The sequence below is a fragment of the Sphingomonas sp. PL20 genome (assembly GCF_017875905.1).
In the GTDB taxonomy this organism is placed as follows: Bacteria; Pseudomonadota; Alphaproteobacteria; order Sphingomonadales; family Sphingomonadaceae; genus Sphingomonas; species Sphingomonas echinoides.
In genome coordinates this window covers 3447533-3468752 of the sequence record NZ_JAGINH010000002.1, presented here as the reverse complement: position 1 = coordinate 3468752, position 21220 = coordinate 3447533, and the positions used below count along the sequence as shown (strand labels likewise).

19 protein-coding genes and 1 pseudogene are annotated in these 21220 nt (G+C 64.5%); 9 read left to right on the top strand and 11 right to left on the bottom strand.

The window, feature by feature from the left end; translation table 11 throughout:
- Positions 1–175 precede the first annotated feature (175 nt).
- The 5 genes from H4W01_RS16310 (at position 176) to H4W01_RS16290 (ending at position 7939) form a co-directional block, all read left to right on the top strand.
- A complete protein-coding gene (locus H4W01_RS16310; RefSeq protein ID WP_010404897.1) occupies positions 176–913 on the top strand; it encodes a FadR/GntR family transcriptional regulator in 738 nt (245 codons plus the stop codon).
- Positions 914–1199: 286 nt separating this feature from the next.
- On the top strand, positions 1200–2411 hold the full coding sequence (manD, locus tag H4W01_RS16305) for a D-mannonate dehydratase ManD (RefSeq protein WP_209612428.1): 1212 nt from the start codon (positions 1200–1202) through the stop codon (positions 2409–2411).
- Positions 2408–3679, top strand: a complete 1272-nt coding sequence (locus H4W01_RS16300) for an MFS transporter (protein ID WP_209612426.1) — start codon at positions 2408–2410, stop codon at positions 3677–3679. The genes manD and H4W01_RS16300 overlap by 4 nt, the downstream gene beginning before the upstream one ends.
- 35 nt (positions 3680–3714) lie before the next feature.
- Positions 3715–4935, top strand: coding sequence for an SGNH/GDSL hydrolase family protein (locus H4W01_RS16295; protein ID WP_209612423.1), 1221 nt, complete (start codon positions 3715–3717; stop codon positions 4933–4935).
- A gap of 85 nt (positions 4936–5020) precedes the next feature.
- Entirely contained in the window at positions 5021–7939 is a 2919-nt protein-coding gene (locus H4W01_RS16290; protein WP_209612421.1) for a glycosyl hydrolase 115 family protein, read from the top strand.
- A 141-nt stretch (positions 7940–8080) separates the two neighbouring features.
- Here H4W01_RS16290 and H4W01_RS22990 read toward each other — a convergent pair.
- Positions 8081–8200 (bottom strand): annotated as a pseudogene (locus H4W01_RS22990) (IS630 family transposase); the annotation flags it as partial.
- A gap of 49 nt (positions 8201–8249) precedes the next feature.
- Here H4W01_RS22990 and H4W01_RS16285 point away from each other — a divergent pair.
- Complete coding sequence (locus H4W01_RS16285) at positions 8250–8906, top strand: sulfite oxidase-like oxidoreductase (RefSeq protein WP_209612419.1); 657 nt, start codon at positions 8250–8252, stop codon at positions 8904–8906.
- A gap of 98 nt (positions 8907–9004) precedes the next feature.
- On the opposite strand, the gene H4W01_RS16280 is transcribed toward H4W01_RS16285, so the two are convergent.
- The 5 genes from H4W01_RS16280 to H4W01_RS16260 all read right to left on the bottom strand — a co-directional run bounded on the left by H4W01_RS16280 (position 9005) and on the right by H4W01_RS16260 (position 14112).
- Complete coding sequence (locus tag H4W01_RS16280) at positions 9005–9184, bottom strand: hypothetical protein (RefSeq protein WP_209612417.1); 180 nt, start codon at positions 9182–9184, stop codon at positions 9005–9007.
- Positions 9181–9342: a hypothetical protein gene (locus H4W01_RS16275; RefSeq protein WP_209612415.1), complete on the bottom strand. Its 162-nt coding sequence runs from the start codon at positions 9340–9342 to the stop codon at positions 9181–9183. The genes H4W01_RS16280 and H4W01_RS16275 overlap by 4 nt, the downstream gene beginning before the upstream one ends.
- A gap of 318 nt (positions 9343–9660) precedes the next feature.
- Complete coding sequence (locus H4W01_RS16270; protein WP_209612413.1) at positions 9661–12690, bottom strand: sensor histidine kinase; 3030 nt, start codon at positions 12688–12690, stop codon at positions 9661–9663.
- A gap of 181 nt (positions 12691–12871) precedes the next feature.
- The gene (locus H4W01_RS16265) at positions 12872–13273 is read right to left on the bottom strand and encodes a nuclear transport factor 2 family protein (protein ID WP_209612411.1); all 402 of its coding nucleotides are present in this window, start codon (positions 13271–13273) and stop codon (positions 12872–12874) included.
- 158 nt (positions 13274–13431) lie between these two features.
- Entirely contained in the window at positions 13432–14112 is a 681-nt protein-coding gene (locus H4W01_RS16260; protein ID WP_209612409.1) for a MarC family protein, read from the bottom strand.
- A 253-nt stretch (positions 14113–14365) separates the two neighbouring features.
- Between H4W01_RS16260 and H4W01_RS16255 the strand changes: the two genes are divergently transcribed.
- Genes H4W01_RS16255 through H4W01_RS16245 form a run of 3 tightly spaced genes read left to right on the top strand, consistent with a single transcriptional unit; the run spans position 14366 to position 16549 of the window.
- Entirely contained in the window at positions 14366–15112 is a 747-nt protein-coding gene (locus H4W01_RS16255; protein WP_209612407.1) for a hypothetical protein, read from the top strand.
- Between the two features lie 2 nt (positions 15113–15114).
- Complete coding sequence (locus tag H4W01_RS16250) at positions 15115–15909, top strand: hypothetical protein (RefSeq protein ID WP_209612405.1); 795 nt, start codon at positions 15115–15117, stop codon at positions 15907–15909.
- A gap of 1 nt (position 15910) precedes the next feature.
- Positions 15911–16549 carry a response regulator gene (locus H4W01_RS16245; protein WP_209612403.1) on the top strand — a complete coding sequence of 213 codons (639 nt, stop codon included), beginning with the start codon at positions 15911–15913 and terminating at the stop codon, positions 16547–16549.
- A 51-nt stretch (positions 16550–16600) separates the two neighbouring features.
- Here the strand turns inward: H4W01_RS16245 and wrbA are convergent, their stop codons facing one another.
- The 5 genes from wrbA to H4W01_RS16220 all read right to left on the bottom strand — a co-directional run bounded on the left by wrbA (position 16601) and on the right by H4W01_RS16220 (position 21160).
- Positions 16601–17200, bottom strand: coding sequence for an NAD(P)H:quinone oxidoreductase (gene wrbA / locus H4W01_RS16240; RefSeq protein WP_209612401.1), 600 nt, complete (start codon positions 17198–17200; stop codon positions 16601–16603).
- Positions 17201–17370: 170 nt separating this feature from the next.
- Positions 17371–18846, bottom strand: a complete 1476-nt coding sequence (locus H4W01_RS16235; protein WP_209612398.1) for an alginate export family protein — start codon at positions 18844–18846, stop codon at positions 17371–17373.
- Positions 18847–19007: 161 nt separating this feature from the next.
- Positions 19008–19901 (bottom strand): pirin family protein, encoded by an 894-nt coding sequence (locus H4W01_RS16230; protein ID WP_209612396.1) that lies wholly within the window; start codon positions 19899–19901, stop codon positions 19008–19010.
- A 127-nt stretch (positions 19902–20028) separates the two neighbouring features.
- The gene (locus H4W01_RS16225; protein WP_209612394.1) at positions 20029–20673 is read right to left on the bottom strand and encodes a hydrolase; all 645 of its coding nucleotides are present in this window, start codon (positions 20671–20673) and stop codon (positions 20029–20031) included.
- Positions 20674–20791: 118 nt separating this feature from the next.
- On the bottom strand, positions 20792–21160 hold the full coding sequence (locus H4W01_RS16220) for a nuclear transport factor 2 family protein (RefSeq protein WP_209612391.1): 369 nt from the start codon (positions 21158–21160) through the stop codon (positions 20792–20794).
- Between the last annotated feature and the right edge of the window lie 60 nt (positions 21161–21220).

The window sequence follows — 21220 nt, the reverse complement described above, 5'->3', positions numbered from 1 at the left end:
GCTACCATCTGGCGTGACAGGCGCAACCTGTCAAACACAAAAACACATTTTGTAAGGCCAATCGTTCAGATAATTGCACTGTGCGCCTTGCTGCGGCATGCTGCGCGCGCGGACCTCGCCGCCCGTTTTGTGAGGATAGGGTGCCCCGCAGGGTAACCGAAAGGACGATGGGGAATTGAAGACCGTACGCCTCTATGCGGAAATCGCTCGGCAGATTGGCGGGCAAATTCTCGCTGATCAGTATCCGATGGGCACGCGTCTTCCCTCAGAACGTGAGCTCTCGGAGGCCTTCAATGTGTCGCGCCCGACGATCCGCGAAGCATTGATCGCGCTGGAGGTCGATGGCCTGGTCGACATCCGGATGGGGTCGGGCGTGTACGTTTCCGCAAAGACTCCGCGTGGCGGCAAATTTTCCGCGATCGGCGTGGGCCCGTTCGAGCTGCTGGAAGCGCGCCGCGCGATCGAGGGCGAGGCCTGCGCGATCGCGGCCACGCGAGTCGATGCGAACGACATCAAGCAGCTCAGAACGCTTTTCGACAATCTGGTGGCCGCGGGCGAAGATGTTGCGAAGGCCGAGGCGTTCGATCACCAGTTTCACATCAGCATTGCCAGAGCGACGCGCAACAGTGCCATTTCCGGCGCGGTCGAGGCGCTGTGGCAGGCCCGCCTGCGGTCGCCGCAAGAAAAGGCGCTGTCTCAAAAGGCGCATCGCGCCGGGGTAGGCCCGCGAATCGACGAACATTTCGCGATTTTCGAGGCGCTTGCGGCGCGCGACCCGGATCTGGCGCGCGCGGCCATGCGCACGCATCTCGACAAAGTGCTCGCGGCCTTGATCCAGGCCACCGAAGTGCAGGAGCTCGCCGAGCTGGATGCGACGCTCACCGCGCGCCGGCAGCGCTTCGGTTTGGCATAGGCTCCGTTACGGGAGTGGCCCTTACCGTCTTTTTACTTCAACCTGCCTGACACACATCATTGACAAGATGATGCGCAATCTAGAATGGTAGCGCTATCGTAAGAACGCCACCGCAGAGCGTTCCTCCGCTTCTCCGAAGCGGCCGACAGGAAGGATGCCATGACCGGACATACCAGTCCTCGCGCAACACGCCCCTGCTTCGATCCTATGATCGGCGCGGCGACGGTCCTGTCGACCTGATTGCTGCAGCACGCCCCTTCCTCCCCCACTCGCACGGAAAGACCTCATGCCCAAGATTATCGATGCCAAGGTGATCGTCACGTCCCCGGGCCGCAATTTCGTCACGCTCAAGATCGAGACCGAGGACGGCGCCTACGGCCTCGGCGATGCGACGCTCAACGGGCGTGAGCTTTCGGTCGCCAGCTACCTGAGCGACCATGTCGTGCCCTTGCTGATCGGCCGCGACGCGCATCGGATCGAGGATATCTGGCAATATCTCTACAAGGGCGCCTATTGGCGGCGCGGGCCGGTGACCATGTCGGCGATCGCGGCGGTCGACACCGCTTTGTGGGATATCAAGGGCAAGGTCGCCGGGCTCCCGCTCTACCAATTGCTCGGCGGCGCGAGCCGGGACGGCGTGATGGTCTATGGCCATGCCAATGGTGTCTCGATCGAGGAGACGGTCGAGGTGGCGCGCGACTATCAGCGCCAAGGCTATAAGGCGATCCGCCTGCAATGCGGCGTGCCCGGCCTGCCCTCGACCTATGGCGTGTCGAAGGACAAGATGTTCTACGAACCTGCCGATGCCGATCTGCCGACCGAAAACCTGTGGTCGACCGAGAAATATCTGCGCGTTGTGCCCGAATTGTTCGCCGCAGCCCGCGAAGCGCTCGGCTGGGACGTGCATTTGCTGCACGATATCCACCACCGCCTGACGCCGATCGAGGCAGGTCGACTCGGCAAGGATCTCGAGCCCTACCGCCCGTTCTGGCTCGAGGATGCGACGCCCGCCGAGAACCAGGACGCGTTCCGCCTGATCCGCCAGCACACCACCACGCCGCTTGCCGTGGGCGAGATCTTCAATTCGATCTGGGATGCCAAGCATCTGATCGAAAACCAACTGATCGACTATATTCGCGCGACCGTCGTCCATGCCGGTGGCATCACGCATTTGCGCCGGATCGCGGCGCTGGCCGATCTGTACCAGATCCGCACCGGTTGCCACGGCGCGACCGATCTCTCGCCGGTGTGCATGGCGGCGGCGCTCCATTTCGATTTGTCGGTGCCCAATTTCGGCGTGCAGGAATATATGCGGCATACCGCCGAAACCGATGCGGTGTTCCCGCATGCCTATAGCTTCGAGCGCGGGATGATGCATCCGGGCGAGAAACCCGGCCTTGGCGTCGAGCTCGACGAGGTGCTCGCTGCGCAATATCCTTACAAGCGCGCCTACCTGCCAGTGAACCGTCTCGAAGACGGCACGATGTATAACTGGTGACCGCCGAGCGGCGACCGCGCGGTAACGTCCGCTGGGTCATCTGCGGCTTGCTGTTCGCCGCGGTCGTGCTCAGTTACGTCGATCGTCTCGTCCTGCCGGTGTTGAAACCCAGCCTGCAGGCACAATATGGCTGGAGCGAGCAAGGCTATGCCAATCTCGCCATCTGGTTCCAGGGTGCCTACGGCCTCGCTTATGTGCTGTTCGGTCGGCTGGTCGACCGCGTCGGTGCGCGGATCGGCTACGCGCTGGCGGTGACGTTGTGGACAATCGGCCATGTCGCGCACGTGCTGTTCACCAGTACGCTCGGCATGGCATTCGCCCGTGTGCCGCTCGCGATCGGTGAAGCGGGAGCCTTTCCTGCGGCCCTCGCCGCGACGGGCGAATGGTTCCCCAAGTCCGAGCGCGCACTGGCGATCGGCATCTTCAACGCCGGGTCGAACGTCGGTGCGATCGTCACCCCGCTGGTCGTGCCGGTGATCGCGGTGACCTTTGGCTGGCGGATGGCGTTCATCGCCACCGGCGCGCTGACGATCCTGTGGCTGATCGCCTGGCTCGGCTTCTATCGTCGTCCGCGCGACCATGCGGCGGTCTCGCCCGAAGAACGCGCCTGGATCGAACGCGAGCCGGCCGAGCGCGCGCGACCGATCGCGTGGCGCAAGCTGCTCGGCCTGCGCCAGACCTGGGCCTATATGCTCGGGCGCTTCCTGATCGATCCGGTGTGGTGGACCTTCCTGTTCTGGCTGCCCGATTTCTTCAATCGGCAATATCATGTGAAGATGCTCGACTTCGGGCCGCCCTTGGTAGCGGTGTATCTGCTCGCCGATGTCGGTTCGATCGGCGGCGGCTGGTTGTCGTCGCGGCTGCTGTCGCGCGGCTGGCAGACGGGCCGCGCGCGCAAGACCGCGATGTTCGCCTGCGCCTTGTTCGCGCTGCCGATCGCCTTTGCCGCGCACGCCCCCAGTTTGTGGGTCGCGGTGCTGCTGATCGGCTTGGCCTGCGCCGCGCATCAGGGTTTTTCGGCCAATGTCTATGCGCTGCCGGGTGACCTGTTCCCACGCGGGCGCGCCGGATCGGTGATCGGGCTCGGCGGCCTGACCGGGGCGCTGGGCGGGATGATCATGGCGAAGTTTGCGGGCACGATCCTGGCAACGCTTGGCAGCTATCAGCCGATCTTCCTCGTCGCATCCTGCGCCTATCTGGTCGCGCTCGGCGTAATCCACCTGCTTGTGCCGCGTTACGCGCCGGTCGCGCCCGAGCAGATCGCATGACGCGCCGTGCCGCCATCCAGTCGGGAGACTTGCCGATGATCCTTCGTTCTCTGGCCACGATGCTGGCGCTTGCCGCCCCTGCGTTGGCGAGCGCCGCAACCGGCCACCCCTGCGCAGCGCAATGGCATACGAGTTGGGCATCGTCGCAAAAGGAGCCGGACCAGGCGGATACCGGGATCGCCGCCAAATTGCGCGATGCGACGCTGCGTCAGACGGTGCGCCTGTCGGGCGGCGGCGCGCGGCTGCGGATCCACCTCTCCAACCTTATCGGCACGGCCCCGCTCACGATCGACTCGGTGCATCTCGCCCTGGCCGAGGCGAGCGGGTCGGCGCGTGTCCGTGCCGGAAGCGATCACACGCTGTCGTTCGGCGGGCGCGCACAGGTGACGATCCCAGCTGGTGCCGACTATGTGTCGGATCCGATCGCGTTTCCGGTTCCTGATCGCGCGACGCTGTCGATCAGCCTCCATCTGCCGCAGGCCCCAAGCGGGGTGACCGGCCACCCCGGTTCGCGCACGAGCAGCTACATCGCCGCCGGCAACCATTCTGCGGATGCGGCGCTCACCGGCGAACGTGTCGAGCATTGGTATTTCCTATCGGGCGTCGATGTCGCCGGCTGTGGTGGCACGATCGTCGCGCTCGGCGATTCAATCACCGACGGGCATGGCGCGACCACCGATGGCGACGATCGCTGGACCGACGTGCTCGCCGCGCGCCTGCCGCTGGGCGCGGGTCTGTCGATCGTCAATCAGGGGATCGGTGGCAATCGCGTGTTGCGTGACGGGCTCGGGCCCAACGCGCTCGCGCGGCTCGACCGTGATGTTCTGGCGCAGCCGGGCGTGCGCTCTCTGATCGTGCTCGAGGGGGTCAACGATCTCGGCGTGCTGACGCGCGACCATCCCGTCCCGGAGGCCGAGCATACAGCGCTCATAGCCGATCTCGAGCAAGGCTATCGCCAGATCGTCGCACGCGCGCATGATCGCGGGATCAAGGTGATCGGCGCGACGATTCTGCCGTTCGGCGGATCGGCTTATTATCACCCCGGCGCACCCGGTGAGGCCGACCGCCTCGCGATCAACCGCTGGATCCGCAGCGCCGGTGTGTTCGACGCGGTGGTCGATTTCGACGTGGTCATGCGCGACCCGTCGCGTCCCGAGCGACTGGCACCGGCGTTCGATTCGGGCGATGGCCTGCACCCATCCCCGGCAGGCTATGCGAAAATGGGCCAAGCGGTCCCGATCGCGCTTTTCCAATGAGGCGGTGTGGGGCCCGTATATCCCCGGTATCGGGCGCGTTTAGCCCCGCCGCGCGTGTGCGCCACCTGCAGCAAGGAGCCGCGTGATGTTGACGAGACGAGGCGTGGTCGGCGGTGCGCTGGCGGGCAGCCTGCTGGGGTCCCCGCTGGCTGCCGCGCTCCAGACCGATCGCCGCAGGCCGGGCTTCGACATCGCGTCTCCCGGGGATGCGATCACGCCGATCTTCGTCGATGCGGCGGACCTTGCCGGTGTGCGCCGCGCCGCCGCCGATCTGGCGGCGGACATCGGCCGGGTAACCGGAACGGACGCGCGGATCGTGCATGATCCGCGCGCGCTGCCCGATCGCGTCATCCTGGTGGGCGCGCTCGGTACGAGCCCGCTGATCGACCAGCTGGTCGCAGCCGGGAAGATTGCCGTCCATGACATTCGGGGCAAGTGGGAAGCCTTCCTGATCCAGACCGTCGCCAATCCCATGCCCGGCGTCAAAGAGGCGCTGGTCATTGTCGGCAGCGACAAGCGCGGCACGATCTACGGCGTTTACGACGTGTCGCGGATGATCGGCGTGTCTCCCTGGTATTGGTGGGCTGACGTACCCGTCGTGCGGCAAAGCCAGCTTCGCGTCGCCAACGGTCGGTATGTTCAGGATTCTCCCGCCGTAAAATATCGCGGCATCTTCCTGAACGACGAAGCGCCCTGTCTGTCGGGATGGACCGCCAAGACCTTCGGCGGAATGAACGCGGCCTTTTATGGGCGGCTGTTCGAACTGCTGCTGCGCCTTCGCGCCAATTATCTGTGGCCCGCGATGTGGAACAACGCCTTTGCCGTGGATGATCCGGCCAACGCGCCGCTCGCCGAGGACTATGGCATCGTCATGGGGACTTCGCATCACGAGCCGATGATGAAGGCGCATAAGGAGTGGACCGACCATCGCCAGCATTATGGCAATGGCGAATGGAACTATGCGACGAACGCTCCGGCGATCCGCGACTTCTTCCGCGAGGGCATCGATCGCAACGCGCATAACGAGGTCATCGTCACGGTCGGCATGCGCGGCGACGGCGACGTCGCGCTGGAGAGCAGCGGCAGCCTGCAGTCGGACGTGACACTGCTTGAAGGCGTCATCACCGACCAGCGCCGGATCATCGCCGAGGGCATGGGCAGGCGCGCCGAGCAGGTTCCCCAAGTGTGGGTCCTGTTTACCGAGGTGTACAAATATTACGATGCGGGCCTGAAGCTGCCGGACGACGTCACGATCATGTTCGCCGACGACAATGTCGGCAATCTCCGCCGCCTGCCGTTGCCGTCGGAGCGCGCCCGCTCCGGCGGGTTCGGCATCTACTTCCACATGGACATGCACGGCGGGCCGTTTTCATACCAGTGGATCAATTCGAACCCGCTGCCCAAGATCTGGGAGCAAATGAATCTCGCCCATCGCTACGGCGCGAACGAGATCTGGATCGCCAATGTCGGCGATCTCAAGCCGCTCGAACTGCCGATCGAGTTCCTCCTCGCCATGGCGTGGCGGCCGTCGGACATTGGAAAGGACAAGATCGCTGGCTGGACGCACGCCTGGGCAGAACGCCAATTTGGACCGGAGCATGCCGCGGAGATCGCGCTGCTTGCCGCCCGCTACGCCAAATACAATGCCTGGCGAAAGCCCGAACAGCTCAAGCCCGACAGTTATAGCCTTGAAAACTATCGCGAGGCGGAGCGCGTTTGCGACGCGTGGCGTGAGCTCGAACGCCGCGCTGATGCGGTCAACGAGACGCTGCGATCCGACCAGCGTGACGCCTTTTACCAGCTCGTCCTCTATCCCGTGCGCGCCTGTTCGAACCTGACCCAAATGTATGTCGCGGCGGCGCGGAACGCCCGCTTCGCCGAACAGGGGCGCGCCAGCACAAGCGCGGAAGCGGACGAGGTGCGCCGCCGCTTTCACCGCGACCACGACCTGCGCGATTATTACAATCACACGATGGCCGGCGGCAAATGGGACCATATGATGGACCAGACGCATATCGGCTATTTCGACTGGTACCCGCCTGGTACCGACATTATGCCGCCGGTTGCCGAGATCGACCTCGATCCTGCCAACGGCTTTGGCGTCGCGGTCGACGGCAGCGCGCGGTCGTGGCCGGGCTATTATCTGCCGCCGGAGCTTCCCATTCTCGATAGCCTGACGCGCGAGAAAACCTTCATTGAGGTGTTCCCGCGCGGTGCCGGTCCGGCACCCGTCACCGTGACGGCGGATCAACCGTGGGTCGTGATCGAGGAAGGCAAGGCGTTCGGCGTCTCGACGCGGGATCGCCGATTCTGGGTCGATATCGACTGGAACGCGGTGAAGACCGGCCGATCAGAAGCGACGATAACCGTCGAGGGACACCAGACGGTCACGGTGCGTCTTACCGCACTCCGCGCGTCTGCGCAGCAGGAGCGCGAGGCGCGGGGGGCAGGCGGGGGGCTCACTGGCGCTTTTTCGCTCGCTGCGGCACGTTTCGATCGTTCCGTGGCGGCGCGCGGTGTCCGCTGGGAGCCCATCCCGGATTACGGCCAAGGCGACGCCGCGATGTCGGTCTTCCCGGTCGATGCCGAACCCTTCACCGATACTGCGAACGCGCCGCGCCTGGAATATGACGTCTTCCTCGGCGAAAGCGGCCCGTACCACATCGACCTCGTCACCGCGCCGACGCTGGAGGTCTATCCCGGACGGCACTTGGCGGTCGCGGTTGGCTTCGACGATGCCGCCCCCGTCGCGCAGGCGGTGTTCACACCGACGACGCGCGCGGCCCAGGATTTTCTCGGCGAACAACACGCCGCAAATACCGCCGCCAATGCGCGGACGATTCGCTTCACGCTACCGGTCGACGCGCCGGGCCGCCACGTCCTGAAGGTCTTCATGCAGGACCCCACCATCGTCGTGCAGAAAATCATCCTGCACAAAAGCGCGCTCGTAAGATCGTATTTCGGCCCGCCCGCATGGGCGGCTGGTGGGCGGGCGGGTTCGTGAGAATCGCCCGTTCGACCTGTCTGGGACCGTCAAACACGCGCAGATGACATGATGACGTTCGCGGTTACCGCCGGGCGGTGGCAGCCAGCGCAGCGTCGGCCGTGAAGTTTGATGACTGTACAGGGAAATGTCATCTAATAATCATGACGATAAAGGTTGGTCGCGAGGGGAGCCGATCCGCTTCCATGTTGCATCGACGGATCGCTCGTCGGCTTTACGGAGCCGCGCCTTGAGCTCGGAGAACATCTGCTCGATCGGATTGCGCCCGCGGCAGCGGTAGTCGATGGTGCGGTTATCGCTGGAGACCTCCATGACAGACGACACGCCGCCGACGGTTAGCAAGCTCACCCGCTCTAAGCAGCGCTGGGCGAGCGAACATAAATTCATCACGGGGGAAGACGCGCGCAACGCGCACGAGCGCCTGCCGCCGGGCCAGCATCTGGTAAGCGATTGGCCGGTGCTCGACCTGGGCCGTCAGCCGGACGTTGCGCGGGAGCATTGGGCGCTGGAAATCGGTGGCCTAGTCGACCGCCCAATGAGGCTGGACTGGGCTGCGTTTATGGCCCTGCCACAGATGCGGACTCGATCGGATATGCACTGCGTGACGACCTGGTCGCGCTACGACAACGATTGGACAGGAGTAGCCACGCGGGACCTGCTCGATCTCGTCCAGCCAAGCGCGGAGGCGGCCTTTGTCCTGCTCCACGGCTATGACGGCTATACCACCAACGTGCCGCTTGCCGACTTCGCGGACGGCGAGGCGATGGTCGTGCATAGCTGGGAGGGAAAGCCGCTGACCCGCGCGCATGGCGGCCCGGCGCGGGTGCTGATCCCGCACCTCTATCTGTGGAAGAGCGCCAAGTGGATCCGCGGGATCGACTTCATGGCTGCCGACAAAGCTGGGTTCTGGGAAGTCAATGGATACCACATGCGGGGAGATCCGTGGTCGGAAGAGCGCTATTCGTGAGCAGAAGCGGCGCTGCCGCTTAGTTTGACGACTGCGGACAGGCTACGCTCGTTATCCGAGGATGCTTGCAACGGAGCGCGGCATAAGGGGCAGCACCGCTATCGGAAGGCGCGCGGCTTATCGTCGGTATGGCAGGCGGCAGCAATCGCACCGACGAGGATGGTGACGGTGCCCGCGAAGAAATGGCGTGCGCCGAGTTCCACCGCCATCGCCTCGTCAGGGGAGAGCCGCAGCAGCATCCCTGCCAGCGTTCGAGACGCTTTCGCCATCTGCGTCATGGCCGGACGCTCCGGCTTTGGCCGCTCAAGGTGAAGCTCGCCACCAGCACAAACACGATGCCCGCAACCATGGTGCCGATGAGCGCATCGTCGACCGCTCGGAAGGTGCCGATAAAGGCAAAGCACGCCGGCAGCGCCGCGACGGCCAAGCCTTTCATCGTTGACTGCAGCGCTACGCCGCATTCCAACTTCCCTAAGCAAAGATAACTCTGTGCTTTTGCGCGATCCGAATTGATCTTTCTGGTACTAGCATGCGTCACTTCGGCCTCCTCAATGTATAAAGGAGGTATGGACCCGTGAGGGCTCGCGCCGATATTCTACTGTCGAATGCGCCCTTCATACGCCTGTATGAGCGAACGGCCGGGGGTCTTAGGAGAACCGATCAAAGCGTCGCCAACTATTGGCGGGGTGGGCCTCTCCGTCCAGCACCCCCACGGCCACGAAAGCCGTTTCTCGATCGCGCTTTCAAGACGCGGCTAACCGAGGCCGCTCCACTGGCGAAACCATCGGGCGAGGCGGAGCCAGCTACGCTTGGGGGGATCGAGATAGGCGGCTTTGGCTGGCACACACAATGCGACGGTCGTCCCGCTGGGGCCGCTCCGGATTGTCACCAAGCCGCCGCCGCGTTTGGCGCGCTCGCGCATCCCCTGCAGCCCGTAATGGCCATCGCGGCCACCGCGTTCCAGCACTTCCGGTTCGATGCCGACGCCGTCATCGGTCACCTCGATCCGGAACGCATCGCGATCGAACCGGATGGTGACGTGGATCCGCGTCGCCCGAGCGTGTCGCGCGGCGTTGTGCAAAGCCTCAAACGCGATCCGGATCGCCTCCTCCTGCACCGACGGCACCATCGCACGCTCCGCCCCCTGTATCGCAACGGCGACCGGATGATCCCGCAGATCGAGTTGCTCGGCAAACGCCGCGATCTGCTCGGGAAGTGACTGGGTGACACCGCTCCTAAGCCCGCCGACGCGGTTGCGGCCATCGACCAATGCCGCTTCGGCAGCATCGAGAACGTCCGCCATTTCCTGGCGCGTGCAGGGGGTGATCTCGGGCCGAAGCATGAATCCGTGAAAGCGCAGCAGGAGCCCTTGGACGCTTTGCAGAAGCGTATCGTGGAGATCTTGCGCGATCCGTTCGCGTTCGGCTTGCTGCCCTTCGATTCGCGTCCGGATGCGATCCGAGAGATAGCGGACGCGAAGCTTGTAGAGCGCTACCAGCGAGGCGAGCCCGGCTGCTGCGCAGAGCAGCAAGAATAGCGGACTCTGCACGAATGTCGGCTTGATCTCGAAGCGAAGCTCGGCCCCGGTCCGGTTCCAGACGCTGTCATTGTTGGCGGCGATCACGCGGAAGCGATAATGGCCCGGCCCGAGGTTGGTGTAGAACGCCTGTCGTCGCGTTTCCGGATCGACCCAATTGTCATCCATTCCCTCCAATTTATAGCGGAAACGGTTTCTTGAAGGCGAACTCAGGCTAAGCGCGGTGTAACTGATCGAAACATTGCGGGTACCCTTCGGTAATATGACCGATGCCGGATCGCGCAGGGAAACACCGTTCGCGACAAGCGCCGTGATCTTGACGGGGGGCGGCGTTGTGTTGAGCGGCAGACGCCGCGCTTCGATCCGAAACAGCCCGCTTTTGGTGGCGACCCAAACCCGACCGTCCGCCCCTGCGGCGATCTGCGGACCGCGAATGCCGAAATGTTGGATCGAGCCCTTGAGCCCGTCCTGCACATCGAACTGCTGGAAGGCGAGCGGCGTTCCAGGGTGATCGAATGCATAGTCGAGCGCCGCCGTCCTGACCCGGACTATGCCTTGCGCGCCGAACGCCCAGGTGTCGCCGGACGGGCTTTCCGTCGCATCGCGCAACCGCGTCGCCCAGGGGTGGCGCGCCGCATCGAGCAGCCTGAAATGCCCGTTGTGAAAACTGCCGAGTCCGGCCGAACCGCTGACCAGGACGTAATGACGGCCGGTGCTGAGGCCGTTAATATAGCCGATCCCAAGCTTTTGCGCCGAAATTGCCGTTATGCGGGTGCCGACGACGCGCCCAAGACGAGTGCCCTCGAGGTTGATCACGACATCCCCGCCGGGATCGTTTGCGATCTCCAACGCGTCGCTGATGCCAAGAGGGGCGGTCGGTATGGTGTGCCAACCCTTTGCGTCGTGCCAGCGCACTTGCTTGAGGCCGGTCATCCAGAAGCGCCCGGCCGGGTCTTCGGTGCAATCCAGGATCGCAGCGGGCGGCCCCGGGACGGGAATACTCGACATGGCGGTGCCCATGAGCCGCACGGCCTTGCCCGTATGGGCGAGCCAAACCGATCCGCCTTGGCCGGCGCAGAAGCGCTGCCACTCGCGCCCGTCAACCCTCAGCCGACGCTTGGGCTCCATGTTCGCGCGGATTTCGTAAAGACCGTCCTTGTTATTGACGTAGACGGTGCCGTCCGATCCTCGCGCCAACTGCAGCGCGGCCAACGACTCTGGGCCCGGAAGTGTTGCGTCCGCCACGACGTCGACTTGTCGGAACCGATCGAGCCCGTTTTCGGTGCCGATCCAGATATTCCCCTCGCGGTCGACCAGGGTCGTATCGGCGAAGTCGGACGTCAGCCCCTGGGCCGAGGTATAGCGCTCGACTGCGCTCGGTGGAACGGCACCAGGCGCTATTCTGAAAATGCCCGACCCGCGCGTGCTGCCCCAAATCGATCCGTCCCGCGCGGCACGGATGATCGGCGGCCGGACCTGATGCGACGCAGGATAGGTTGTAGCATCCGGGGTGATGCGTCCCGCAGCATCGATATGAAACCGCCGCGTCCCGGCGACATCCGACATCCACAGCTGGCCCGCACTGTCCTCGGCAAACGTCGTGAATTGATTCGGCACCGATTGTTCACGGAAGCGGCGGGCACCGGGTATCAAAGCGGCAATGCTGTTGCTGCGGGTCGCCGGGTTGGACACGCCGATCAGCAGGACGCCTTTGCTCGAAGGAAACATGTAGGCGAGGCTACCGAAAGGAACGCCAAGCGCGGCGTCGACCGGTTTCCATTGCGATGCGGTGTAACGCCAAAGGCGATTGCCGAACCCGCCCCAGCTGGCCCACGGCGTGCCGCTGCTGTCGACCTGGATATCGCCGATGATCGGCGGCGGTGAGGGCATGTGCGTATCGATCAGCCGGCCCTGGCGCAGAACGGCGATTCCGCCCGCCTGGTCATAGCCGACCCAGAGCGAACCGTGCGCGTCCGCCGCAAGGCTGATCGGCCGACTGCCGCGGGCCGCTTGCGCCGCTGGAGCGGCGATTTGCTCGAAGCGTACGCCGTCGAACCGGAACACTCCTTCCTGCGCGGCAAGCCAGAGAAAGCCGTCGGTCGTTTGTGCGATGCCTCGGATTCCGGTCGGTGCTCCTTCCTCCTTGGTCCATCTCGTGTGTTTGTAATTGGCGAGGGTGGTGCGGGGCGCGCTGAAGCTGGCGACCGGCAGCGCGGCAAGGCCGATCACCCAGACCGCTATCGCCACACGCTGTCCGAAGCGATGGAAGATGCAGGGGTGTCGCAGGGCGCGGAGGGTCGGTTGCAAAAGCCGCGCGACAGGCCATTCGAAACGAAAATCGCGGGCACGGGGTCGCCTCACGATCCTGGCGACCCCGCTTCGTGGTGACGCGGCGTAGCGCCGCCCGGTGGTGACGCGCGACCTGGCTTCACGGCATCGGATCGAGAACGACGTACAATCGCTGGATACGATTATCCTCGATCATGGCGATATCGGTGCCCGATACCGGAACCGGCGTCCCGTCCTCCGCCGTCGCGCGCCAGCGAAGCCGCGCCAGTCCGTGGTGCCCGGCGGCGTCGCCCTGCGGAACGAACAGAATTCCAGACGGCAAATGGGCGAGCAACGCGCCAACGCTGGCGGAGATCGCTTCATAGCCGCTGGCGATAGCATCCTGCTCCACCAACGCGCCGTCTTCCGCCCAGAGCTCGGTCAATGCTGCCATGCGCTTGGCGGCATCCGGCTCGCTGAACACACGCTGCGCATTGGCTTTCAGCACGGAATCAAAATCAATTGCTCGATCGGCAGGTGCGTGGGTGGTGGTAGACGACATGATCGTTCTCCGAGAGCGCGGTAGAACGCGCGGGCGGATTCGGGTGTGGCTTGGGTCGGAGTGCTACGCCATCACTCCCACGGCGACGCGGACTATACTTGCGTATAGTCAGGGGGCGCGGCAACAAGATTTTCGCAAAAGGCTGGCGGCACCTCTGCTCAGGTCCTTGCAGGCATCGGCAACGTCAACAGCGCGGAAACCCCGATCACACCCGTGATCATGATCTGGACACCGATGCACAGCAGCAGAAAGGCCACCAATCGCGACATGATGCGCGCGCCGCCTGGCCCGAGCAGGGCCTCGATCCGCCCTGCAGAACTATAGCAAATCCACACCGTGGCCGCGACGCAGATTGCCGCAGCGCTGAGGCCGCCGAAAAAGGCCAGGGTCCGGACCCCCGAGACCGGGCGTTGCGATGACAAGGCGATCGCCACTGCGATCGTACCTGGACCGGTCGTGAGCGGCATTGTCAGCGGAAAGAAAGCAACATCTTCGTGCGAGTCATGGGCGGGGCCAGCAGCGCTCGCTTTGCGCTCTTCATGCACCTCGGGTTGCATCAGCAGGCTCCACGCCCGAACGGCGACCACCAGGCCGCCGGCGATCCGCAATGCGCTCAAGCTCACGCCGAAGAAGGTGAGGATATAACCGCCAAGCCAGAGCGATGTGAGCAGAACGGCCAACGAGTAGAACGCGATGCGAGAGACGAGGCGTTTTCGCTCGTCGCGCGACCGCCCGGTCGTGACTTCGTTGAAGATGAGCGCGGCACCGATCGGGTTGACGATCGAAAAAAGCGCGGGGAACGCCAAAAGGAAGGCACCGATCGCGCTGTCCGCCGGCATTGGGCTCAAATCCATCCATCACCTTTCGGGAAAGCAGATCGCTCGCATGCGGGCCGCTCGGCTTACGGCGTTGCCCCAGGATAGGAGCGCGCCGCGCACCCGTGCACATGGGCTCGCGTTCGTCAATCACTCGGTCGGGGGAGGTTTTGCTAAGCCGCTGGTGGTTTCCGTCCGCAGCACCACCCGGCATACCATGGCATTGTGCGAAGCGGCCGAGATGACAGCCGCCTTGTCCGTAGCCGGGAAGCTGGAAATGAAAACCTCGCTCGACCGCATTCGGCCTGTCGATGCCGGCCATCTCTCACGCGCCGCGCTGCTTCAACGTCTGTCTCCGTCAATCAGCTTCGAATTGGCGCAGATCGCAGCGGCGCTTTCGATCGAAAACGCCGCTGCGACGCGTTGGCGCGCCCGTCCCACACCCGACGTCGAAGAGGCCCGCAACGCCGAGCGCAGAGCGATCGCGCAAATCACGCGGGCGGCGAACCTGATGCGAGACGTGGCGGCCCTCAGCGCCCCATGTCGGCCAGAAATCACAGAAGTCTCGATATCCGAGATGGTTGGACAGTCGATAGCCCTCGCGCGTCACGCGCTGCACCAGGCGCGCGCTTCGGTGCGCATCGGTCTGCCGGACGCGCTGGCGGCAGTGCGCGCCGACCGTGTCCTCGCACAGCAGATACTGCTGGAGCTGCTGCTCCACGCCGCCGCCGGATCGAAGCCGAGGAAAGATCCTTGCGTTCTAGAGGTGGAGGCGCATCGCGACGGGGACCGGGTCCACATCTCGATTTGTCATGCGGGCACCACCGGGCGGCTTCCGATAGCCCCGCCTGCCGAACTGGAGTCAATCGCCCTGCAGGCGGGGGGCAAGCTTGATGCGGCCACATCCAAAGGGGTCGCGTTCGGCCTCAGCTTTCCCGTTATAGGCGATGCGGCCAATTCCCTCGGTGAACCTGCCGAGCCCGGATTGTCGGCGGGAGCACGGTCGGCGCGTTCGCGGGCCTGATCATGCGCTGGGCGGTGCCAGCCCACCGCTTTCTAAGGAAAGCCTACGGACGGGCTCGCGCGTGGAAACGCGCCGCATTTGAGCTTGCTTTCAGATACGGACGTAACGCGGGAAGGATTGCGGATAGCGCGCAGGCGATCGGCGATTCCCATGACGCTTTGCTCCAGGATCTTCAGGGACTGATCCTGCGGTTCCACGCCATCTCAAACCAGGCCTCGATGCAGCAGCCAGCGGCCGCTATGCTCGAAGCCGCGTTGGATAGTGCCGACAGGCTGCTGATCGCGTCGCGGACGCGCCTGCAGGAATTACGGGACCATGCGGAGGGAACCGGATTGGTGCGTGCGCTGGAAGAGGTCGCGCTCGACCATCGCTTGTTCGGCGGTTTCCCCACCATCGTAACCGTCACCGCCGGTGCCGGTCGCAAAAATGTCCACCAGCGCGTGATCGAAGCTGTGGCGCAGGTCTTTTTACGCGTTCTTCAGCACGCGACTCATCTCGAACACGCCGATCGTCTGAGCGTTCGGGTGCGCTGCCAGCGCCAGTCGCTCGAGATCACCTTCGAGCAGGAGGGGGGACGGCTGACACCGCCAAATCCTCCGCTTCCTGACGGCGATCTTTTAGCCTTGGGCGATGCGCTCGGCGCGCTTGCCTGCGGACTCGAGGGCCGCGTTACGCTATCGCCGCGCACCGGCGGATCGCTGTTCATCGCATTGCGTATTCCCGGCCGCATCGCCTACGATCGCTCAGCGCGGGGTCGCGCATCTTCGCTGCGCGCGCGCGACAGGCCAGAGACATAAGATGCTTTCCTCCGTACTTACCCCGCCGATCCGAATCATGATTGTCGATGATCATCCGATGCTCCGCGCGGGCGTCGCCTCCGTCATCGCGCCGCGCGAGGATATGGTGGTGATCGGCGAAGCTTCGACCGGCGAAGAGTCTATCGCGCTGTTCCAGACCCTCCTTCCCGATGTCACGCTGATGGACATTCATTTGCCGGGCGTCGATGGCGTGGGTGCGATCGAGGCGATCCGGCGTGGTCATCCGGATGCCCGGATCATCGTGCTCACGACCTATGTCGGCGATACCCAAGCGTTGCGCGCGCTTCGCGCGGGTGCGGCGGGCTATTTGCTAAAGAGCGGATTGCGGCGGGAATTGCTCGATACGATCCGCACCGTCCACGCGGGCCGCCGCTCGATTGCGGCAGAAGTCGCCCAGGAGATGGCGCTGTACGCGGGGGGAGATCAACTCAGCGAACGCGAAATCGAGGTCCTGCGCCGGGTCGCGCTTGGCCAGTCGAACAAGCAGGTCGCGCGAACGCTGACGATCTCGGAAGACACGGTCAAAACGCATCTGCGAAGCATCTTCGGGAAGCTTGATGTGGAAGATCGGACGCATGCGGTGACCGTCGCGTTCCGCCGCGGCATCATCTCGCTCTAAGACCGGACCCTTTTCGAGCGCTGCCCTTCGCCTCCACCCCCACCAACGCCTTTACGAAAACAGCTTCGAGGCGGTTTGTGCGACCAACGCGCCTTGATGCCGCGCGCCGTCGAACTCGATGTCGGACGGCTGCCGCGATCCGTCGCCCCCGGCGATGGTGGTCGCCCCATAAGGTGCACCGCCGACGACGTCCTCGATCGTCATTTGACCGGTATGGCTGTACGGCAAGCCCACGATCGTCATGCCGAAATGCAGCAGGTTGGTGATGATCGAGAACAAGGTCGTCTCGTTCCCGCCATGCTGCGTCGCCGACGCCGTGAACGCCGCGCCGACCTTGCCATTGAGCGCGCCCCGCGCCCACAGGCCACCGGCCTGGTCTAGAAATGCTGCCATCTGGCCGGAAATGCGACCGAACCGCGTGCCGGTTCCAACGATGATCGCGTCATAATGCTCCAGGTCCGCGATCGTCGCGATCGGTGCCGCCTGATCGAGCTTGAAATGGGCACCGCGCGCAATGTCTTCGGGCACCGTTTCGGGAACGCGCTTCACGTCGGCGGTTGATCCCGCCGACCGCACGCCTTCGGCAATGGCATGCGCCATCGTCTCGATATGACCATAAGACGAGTAATATAGCACCAGAACCTTCGCCACGTTATGTCTCCCGTTCGATCATCACGTCGGCGGTGCCGCTCATCGCCGAATGAGAATGCTGTGCCAGGATCGTCGGCACAGCGCATCCAGACGTGCGCGTGGCGCGGTCATACGCAGGTATGAACACGGGCACCCCAGGCACAACTGCGCGCTCGGCCCCGGCCGGATCGTCAGAATCTGAAGGTCGCGGCGGTGCCCGCCATCCGGATCATCTTGGCGGGCCCCGTTTCGCGGATGAAGGCACCCGGCGCGAAAGTGCTGAGCTGGGCGGACAGGTTGAGTTCGTGCGTCGCCTGCCAAGCGACCGCGACCTCGATCTGCTTCCCGATGAAGCGGGCGGTGGAATCGCGCCCGCTGCGCACCAGAAAACCCGGAATATTGTAGATCCCGTCTTGCGTGCTCTCGCGCCAATAGGCGACGCCGGTCAGCGAGAGTGCGACATTCCTGGACGGGTGGACGGTCGTCGAGGGGCGGACGTGGATCAGGTTGCGCGGGCCGACGGGGGTGAGCGCGCCGAAATATTTGCCGCGCGGGAACATCGGATTGAGCGTGCCCAGGACAGGGTCGTCGGGGTTCCTGTCGCCCGAGACGACGTCTGAGGTAAGCGCCAGTTCGGGCTTGAGGGGCAGCGTCACGAAGCGCCGCCCGATCTCGCCGCCCGCGCCCCACGCGCGGACGCTTCCGCGCAGGAAGGTGCCGCGTTGGACGACGCCCTCGACGTTCCAATACCATTTCTCCGTATCGCCGAAGAAACGGGTGCCGAAGGTATGCGCGATCTCGCGACCCATCCCCTGGTCGGCGACGGCATGGCGATCGCGGTATCCGAGATAATAGAGGTCGATCCCCGCCGCACGTTTTGCGCCGAACCAGCGTGTCGCATAGCCGCCCCAGGCGGCGCGATCGGACTCGGTGCGATCGTTGAAATTGCCGGTTTGGGTGGCAACCGGCCGAACATAGAGCAGCGTGATCTGCGCGCGGGCACCGCTCAGCGTTGTCTGCACGCCATCGAACGGCAGCGGAACGCCCGGGCCATAGCGTGTGTCGATGAACCGCCCGGCACCGAGGCTGATCAACCGGCGACCTACCGCGACGCGCAGCGCCACGGTCTTGGTGAGATCGACTTCGACCTCCCCGAAGGCTTGCGTAATATCGACGCCGGTCGTGTCGACCGGACGCTTTGGGCCTTCCGCGCCCGAGATCGCTGAGACGATCGGTTGCGCAAAGACGCGGAATTTGCCGACGTGCAGGTCGGCATAGGGCATTAGCCGATGCCAGACATAGCCTTGATCGGGTGAGGAGCCCCAGTTCGTGTTCTGATAGCCCTCGTAGCGCGACCGGGCTTCGAGCCCCGTCGTCAGATAGGTCGAGCCCGTGGAGTCGAGCGGGATGTATTTCGCAACCTCAGTCCAGCGGCCGGATCGCCGTTCGGGATCCGCGAGGAACGACCAGTCCTCATCGTAGCGCTCGATCGTCAGCGTCGGCGCGCGCGAGGTGTCGGTCGTCTGCGCGATCGCGGGCGCGCAGACGAGGAGCAGCGCCGCCCCGCACCCCACCGACCAGGCGCATGCGTTCGCCCATCCGCCGATCCCGGATCGTCTGGAGCGGTATGTGCGGTCGGGATGGTCTTGAGGTGCTGTGCAGGTCATGCCGTAGATCGCATCCTTCGGGGAGGATGCGATCTACGATCTGCAGAGGATGCGTGACATTATACGCGAGGCTGGTCCGATACTCCGCAAGGAACGGCACAGCTGGGGCGGGGGTCGATCACCCGCCTCCCCAGCGCCTTAAGCGGAGCGCGACGCCCGGTTCAGCGGTAGATCGGGACGTTTCCGGTCCCCGTGCGCCGATCGCCCGAGCGCTGCAGCATTTCGTGAAGCTCGGCGATCCGCGCCTCGCCCCGGGCGAGCGCGTCGGCCGAGCTGTGCACCGAATAATAGCCGAGGTGCAGCGGATGGTCGTGCGGAACCGATGACCCGACGACGAAGGTCGCGCCGTCGGGGCCGGCAACGACATGGATCTGCTTTTCCCCGTCTTCGAGGATCGCAATCTGTCCCCGAACGACCGTCTTGCCGAGATCGATGCTGCCCTTCGCCACCGCAGCCCATCCGACTGTGTGTCCGGCGGGCGGCGCATAGGACCAGGTTTCACCCGCGGCGAGCCGAACGAGCAGATAGTTCATCCCGTCGGGCGACCGTACCGGGCTGACCGCGCCGTCATGGGTGCCGAGGACGAGCGTCGCCGCGCCGACCGTCGGCATCTGCGACGCCTCGATATATTGACTGTCGACCGGACCGTTTTCGAGCGCGGGCGGAAGCGCGACCCAGAGCTGGAAGCCCTGGATCGTTTGCGATTTGCCCGCCGACAGTTCCTTGCCGTGCCACACGCCGCCGCCCGCGCGCATCCACTCCACGCCGCCATATCCGAGACTTCCCGTGCCGGCATCGGGATCATCAAAGCGCACGTCGCCTTCGGTGAACACCGTCACCGTTGCGATGCCGGAATGCGGATGGATCGGCATCGCTTGCTGCATCAGCCGCATGTCGCCCGCGAACAGGTAGAGGAACACAAAGGGCTTGAGGTGCTCGCCAAGGTCGGACGGGCTCATCAGCCGAAGGATGTCGCCATGGCCGCGCCCCTGCTCGACATGGATGACGCTGCGCCGGTCGGTATCGACGATGCCAGTGTTCAAGTCTTGCAGCATGGTTTTCCCTCACTGTGGTGGTCGGGCAAGGCCCTTCGGGGTGGAGATGGTGTGACGCACCGACCGGCGTCAGATGCGCTGTCGGCAACGCAGCTTTTCCGGTCGTGTGCCCCACGGTTTCCGGGGATCAGGCCGCCGGTACGGGCGTGTTGAGCAGCTGTTGCTCCCAGAGATAGGCGATGCCGCTTCCGCCGCTGTGCTGTTTCACGACCTCGGTCAGTGCAACGGCGTGCGCCGAACGCGCCCAGTCGCGCTGCCACTCGCTGGCGACCGCGAGCCAGGTCATGACGTTCGCGCCCGCCGCGACCATGCGCTGGATGCCGACCTGATGCGCCTCGAGCGACACGCCGCCCGACGCATCGGTGACGACGGTCACGTCCCAACCTTCGCCGAGCGCCTGGATCGTCGGCATCGCGACGCAGACCTCGGTCCACAGGCCCGCGAGGATCAACTGCTTGCGGCCAGTGGCTTCCACCGCGGCGACGACCGCGCGGTCCTCCCAGGTGTTGATCAACGTGCGGTCGATCACCTCCTGGTCGGGAAAGACGTCGGTGATCTGCGGGAAGATCTTGCCGCCGCGCGCGGCCACAACGCTGGTCAGGATCGTCGGGACGCCGAACGCCTTGGCCACCTTGGCGAGCCCGGTCGTATTGTTGACGACCATCGTTGGTTCGTGGCTGTTGAGATTTGCAAGCTGATACGGCTGATGGTCGATCAGAACCAGCACCGAGTCCTCGGGGCGAAGCAGCGAAGAGAGTCCGTTACGAAGCATGGCAGCATCCTCATTGGCGTTATCAACGAGAATGGTGTGGACGCGCGTAGCTGGATCGTCATTTGTACCTGGGTGGATCGATGTCATACTTGGGGATGACACGTCGGGTCATCAGCGATCAGGCGGGCGGCGGATCGAAGAAGAAGTAATGCTCGATCAGCTTGCCGTCTGCGACGCGGACCGCATCGGTGCCGCTGACCGTGACCTGGCCCGGGGCCCCACCCTCCCAGCGCGTGACGGCGACGCCGTGATGGCCGAGGGTCGGCCCGGTGACGACGAAACGGAACCCCTCGGGCATGTCGGCCAGCACCGCCGCGACTACGTCCGAGATCGCCTGATGACCGCGCACGGGTCGTGCCGGTTCGTAGATTGTGGCGTCGGGATGATAGATCTCGCCGATTGCGATCAGGCGTCGCGCGTCGTCGCGCTCGTTCCACACGCGCTCGATGCTCGCATTGAGGAGGCTTACTTCTGGCAGTTCGGACATGCGGATCGCCTTGTTCGGTTGGGGACAGGGACTGGTGCGGGTGGTGTCTCACCGCCTTGG

What these genes read in the sequence shown, in the direction of transcription:
- H4W01_RS16245 (WP_209612403.1), top strand. Translation starts at nt 15,911, where the DNA reads ATGCTTTCCTCCGTACTTACCCCGCCGATCCGAATCATGATTGTCGAT.
- H4W01_RS16230 (WP_209612396.1), bottom strand. Translation starts at nt 19,901, where the DNA reads ATGCTGCAAGACTTGAACACTGGCATCGTCGATACCGACCGGCGCAGC.
- H4W01_RS16280 (WP_209612417.1), bottom strand. Translation starts at nt 9,184, where the DNA reads ATGACGCAGATGGCGAAAGCGTCTCGAACGCTGGCAGGGATGCTGCTG.
- H4W01_RS16255 (WP_209612407.1), top strand. Translation starts at nt 14,366, where the DNA reads ATGAAAACCTCGCTCGACCGCATTCGGCCTGTCGATGCCGGCCATCTC.
- manD (WP_209612428.1), top strand. Translation starts at nt 1,200, where the DNA reads ATGCCCAAGATTATCGATGCCAAGGTGATCGTCACGTCCCCGGGCCGC.
- H4W01_RS16260 (WP_209612409.1), bottom strand. Translation starts at nt 14,112, where the DNA reads ATGCCGGCGGACAGCGCGATCGGTGCCTTCCTTTTGGCGTTCCCCGCG.
- H4W01_RS16290 (WP_209612421.1), top strand. Translation starts at nt 5,021, where the DNA reads ATGTTGACGAGACGAGGCGTGGTCGGCGGTGCGCTGGCGGGCAGCCTG.
- H4W01_RS16275 (WP_209612415.1), bottom strand. Translation starts at nt 9,342, where the DNA reads ATGAAAGGCTTGGCCGTCGCGGCGCTGCCGGCGTGCTTTGCCTTTATC.
- H4W01_RS16250 (WP_209612405.1), top strand. Translation starts at nt 15,115, where the DNA reads ATGCGCTGGGCGGTGCCAGCCCACCGCTTTCTAAGGAAAGCCTACGGA.
- H4W01_RS16295 (WP_209612423.1), top strand. Translation starts at nt 3,715, where the DNA reads ATGATCCTTCGTTCTCTGGCCACGATGCTGGCGCTTGCCGCCCCTGCG.
- H4W01_RS16265 (WP_209612411.1), bottom strand. Translation starts at nt 13,273, where the DNA reads ATGTCGTCTACCACCACCCACGCACCTGCCGATCGAGCAATTGATTTT.
- H4W01_RS16285 (WP_209612419.1), top strand. Translation starts at nt 8,250, where the DNA reads ATGACAGACGACACGCCGCCGACGGTTAGCAAGCTCACCCGCTCTAAG.
- H4W01_RS16220 (WP_209612391.1), bottom strand. Translation starts at nt 21,160, where the DNA reads ATGTCCGAACTGCCAGAAGTAAGCCTCCTCAATGCGAGCATCGAGCGC.
- H4W01_RS16235 (WP_209612398.1), bottom strand. Translation starts at nt 18,846, where the DNA reads ATGACCTGCACAGCACCTCAAGACCATCCCGACCGCACATACCGCTCC.
- H4W01_RS16225 (WP_209612394.1), bottom strand. Translation starts at nt 20,673, where the DNA reads ATGCTTCGTAACGGACTCTCTTCGCTGCTTCGCCCCGAGGACTCGGTG.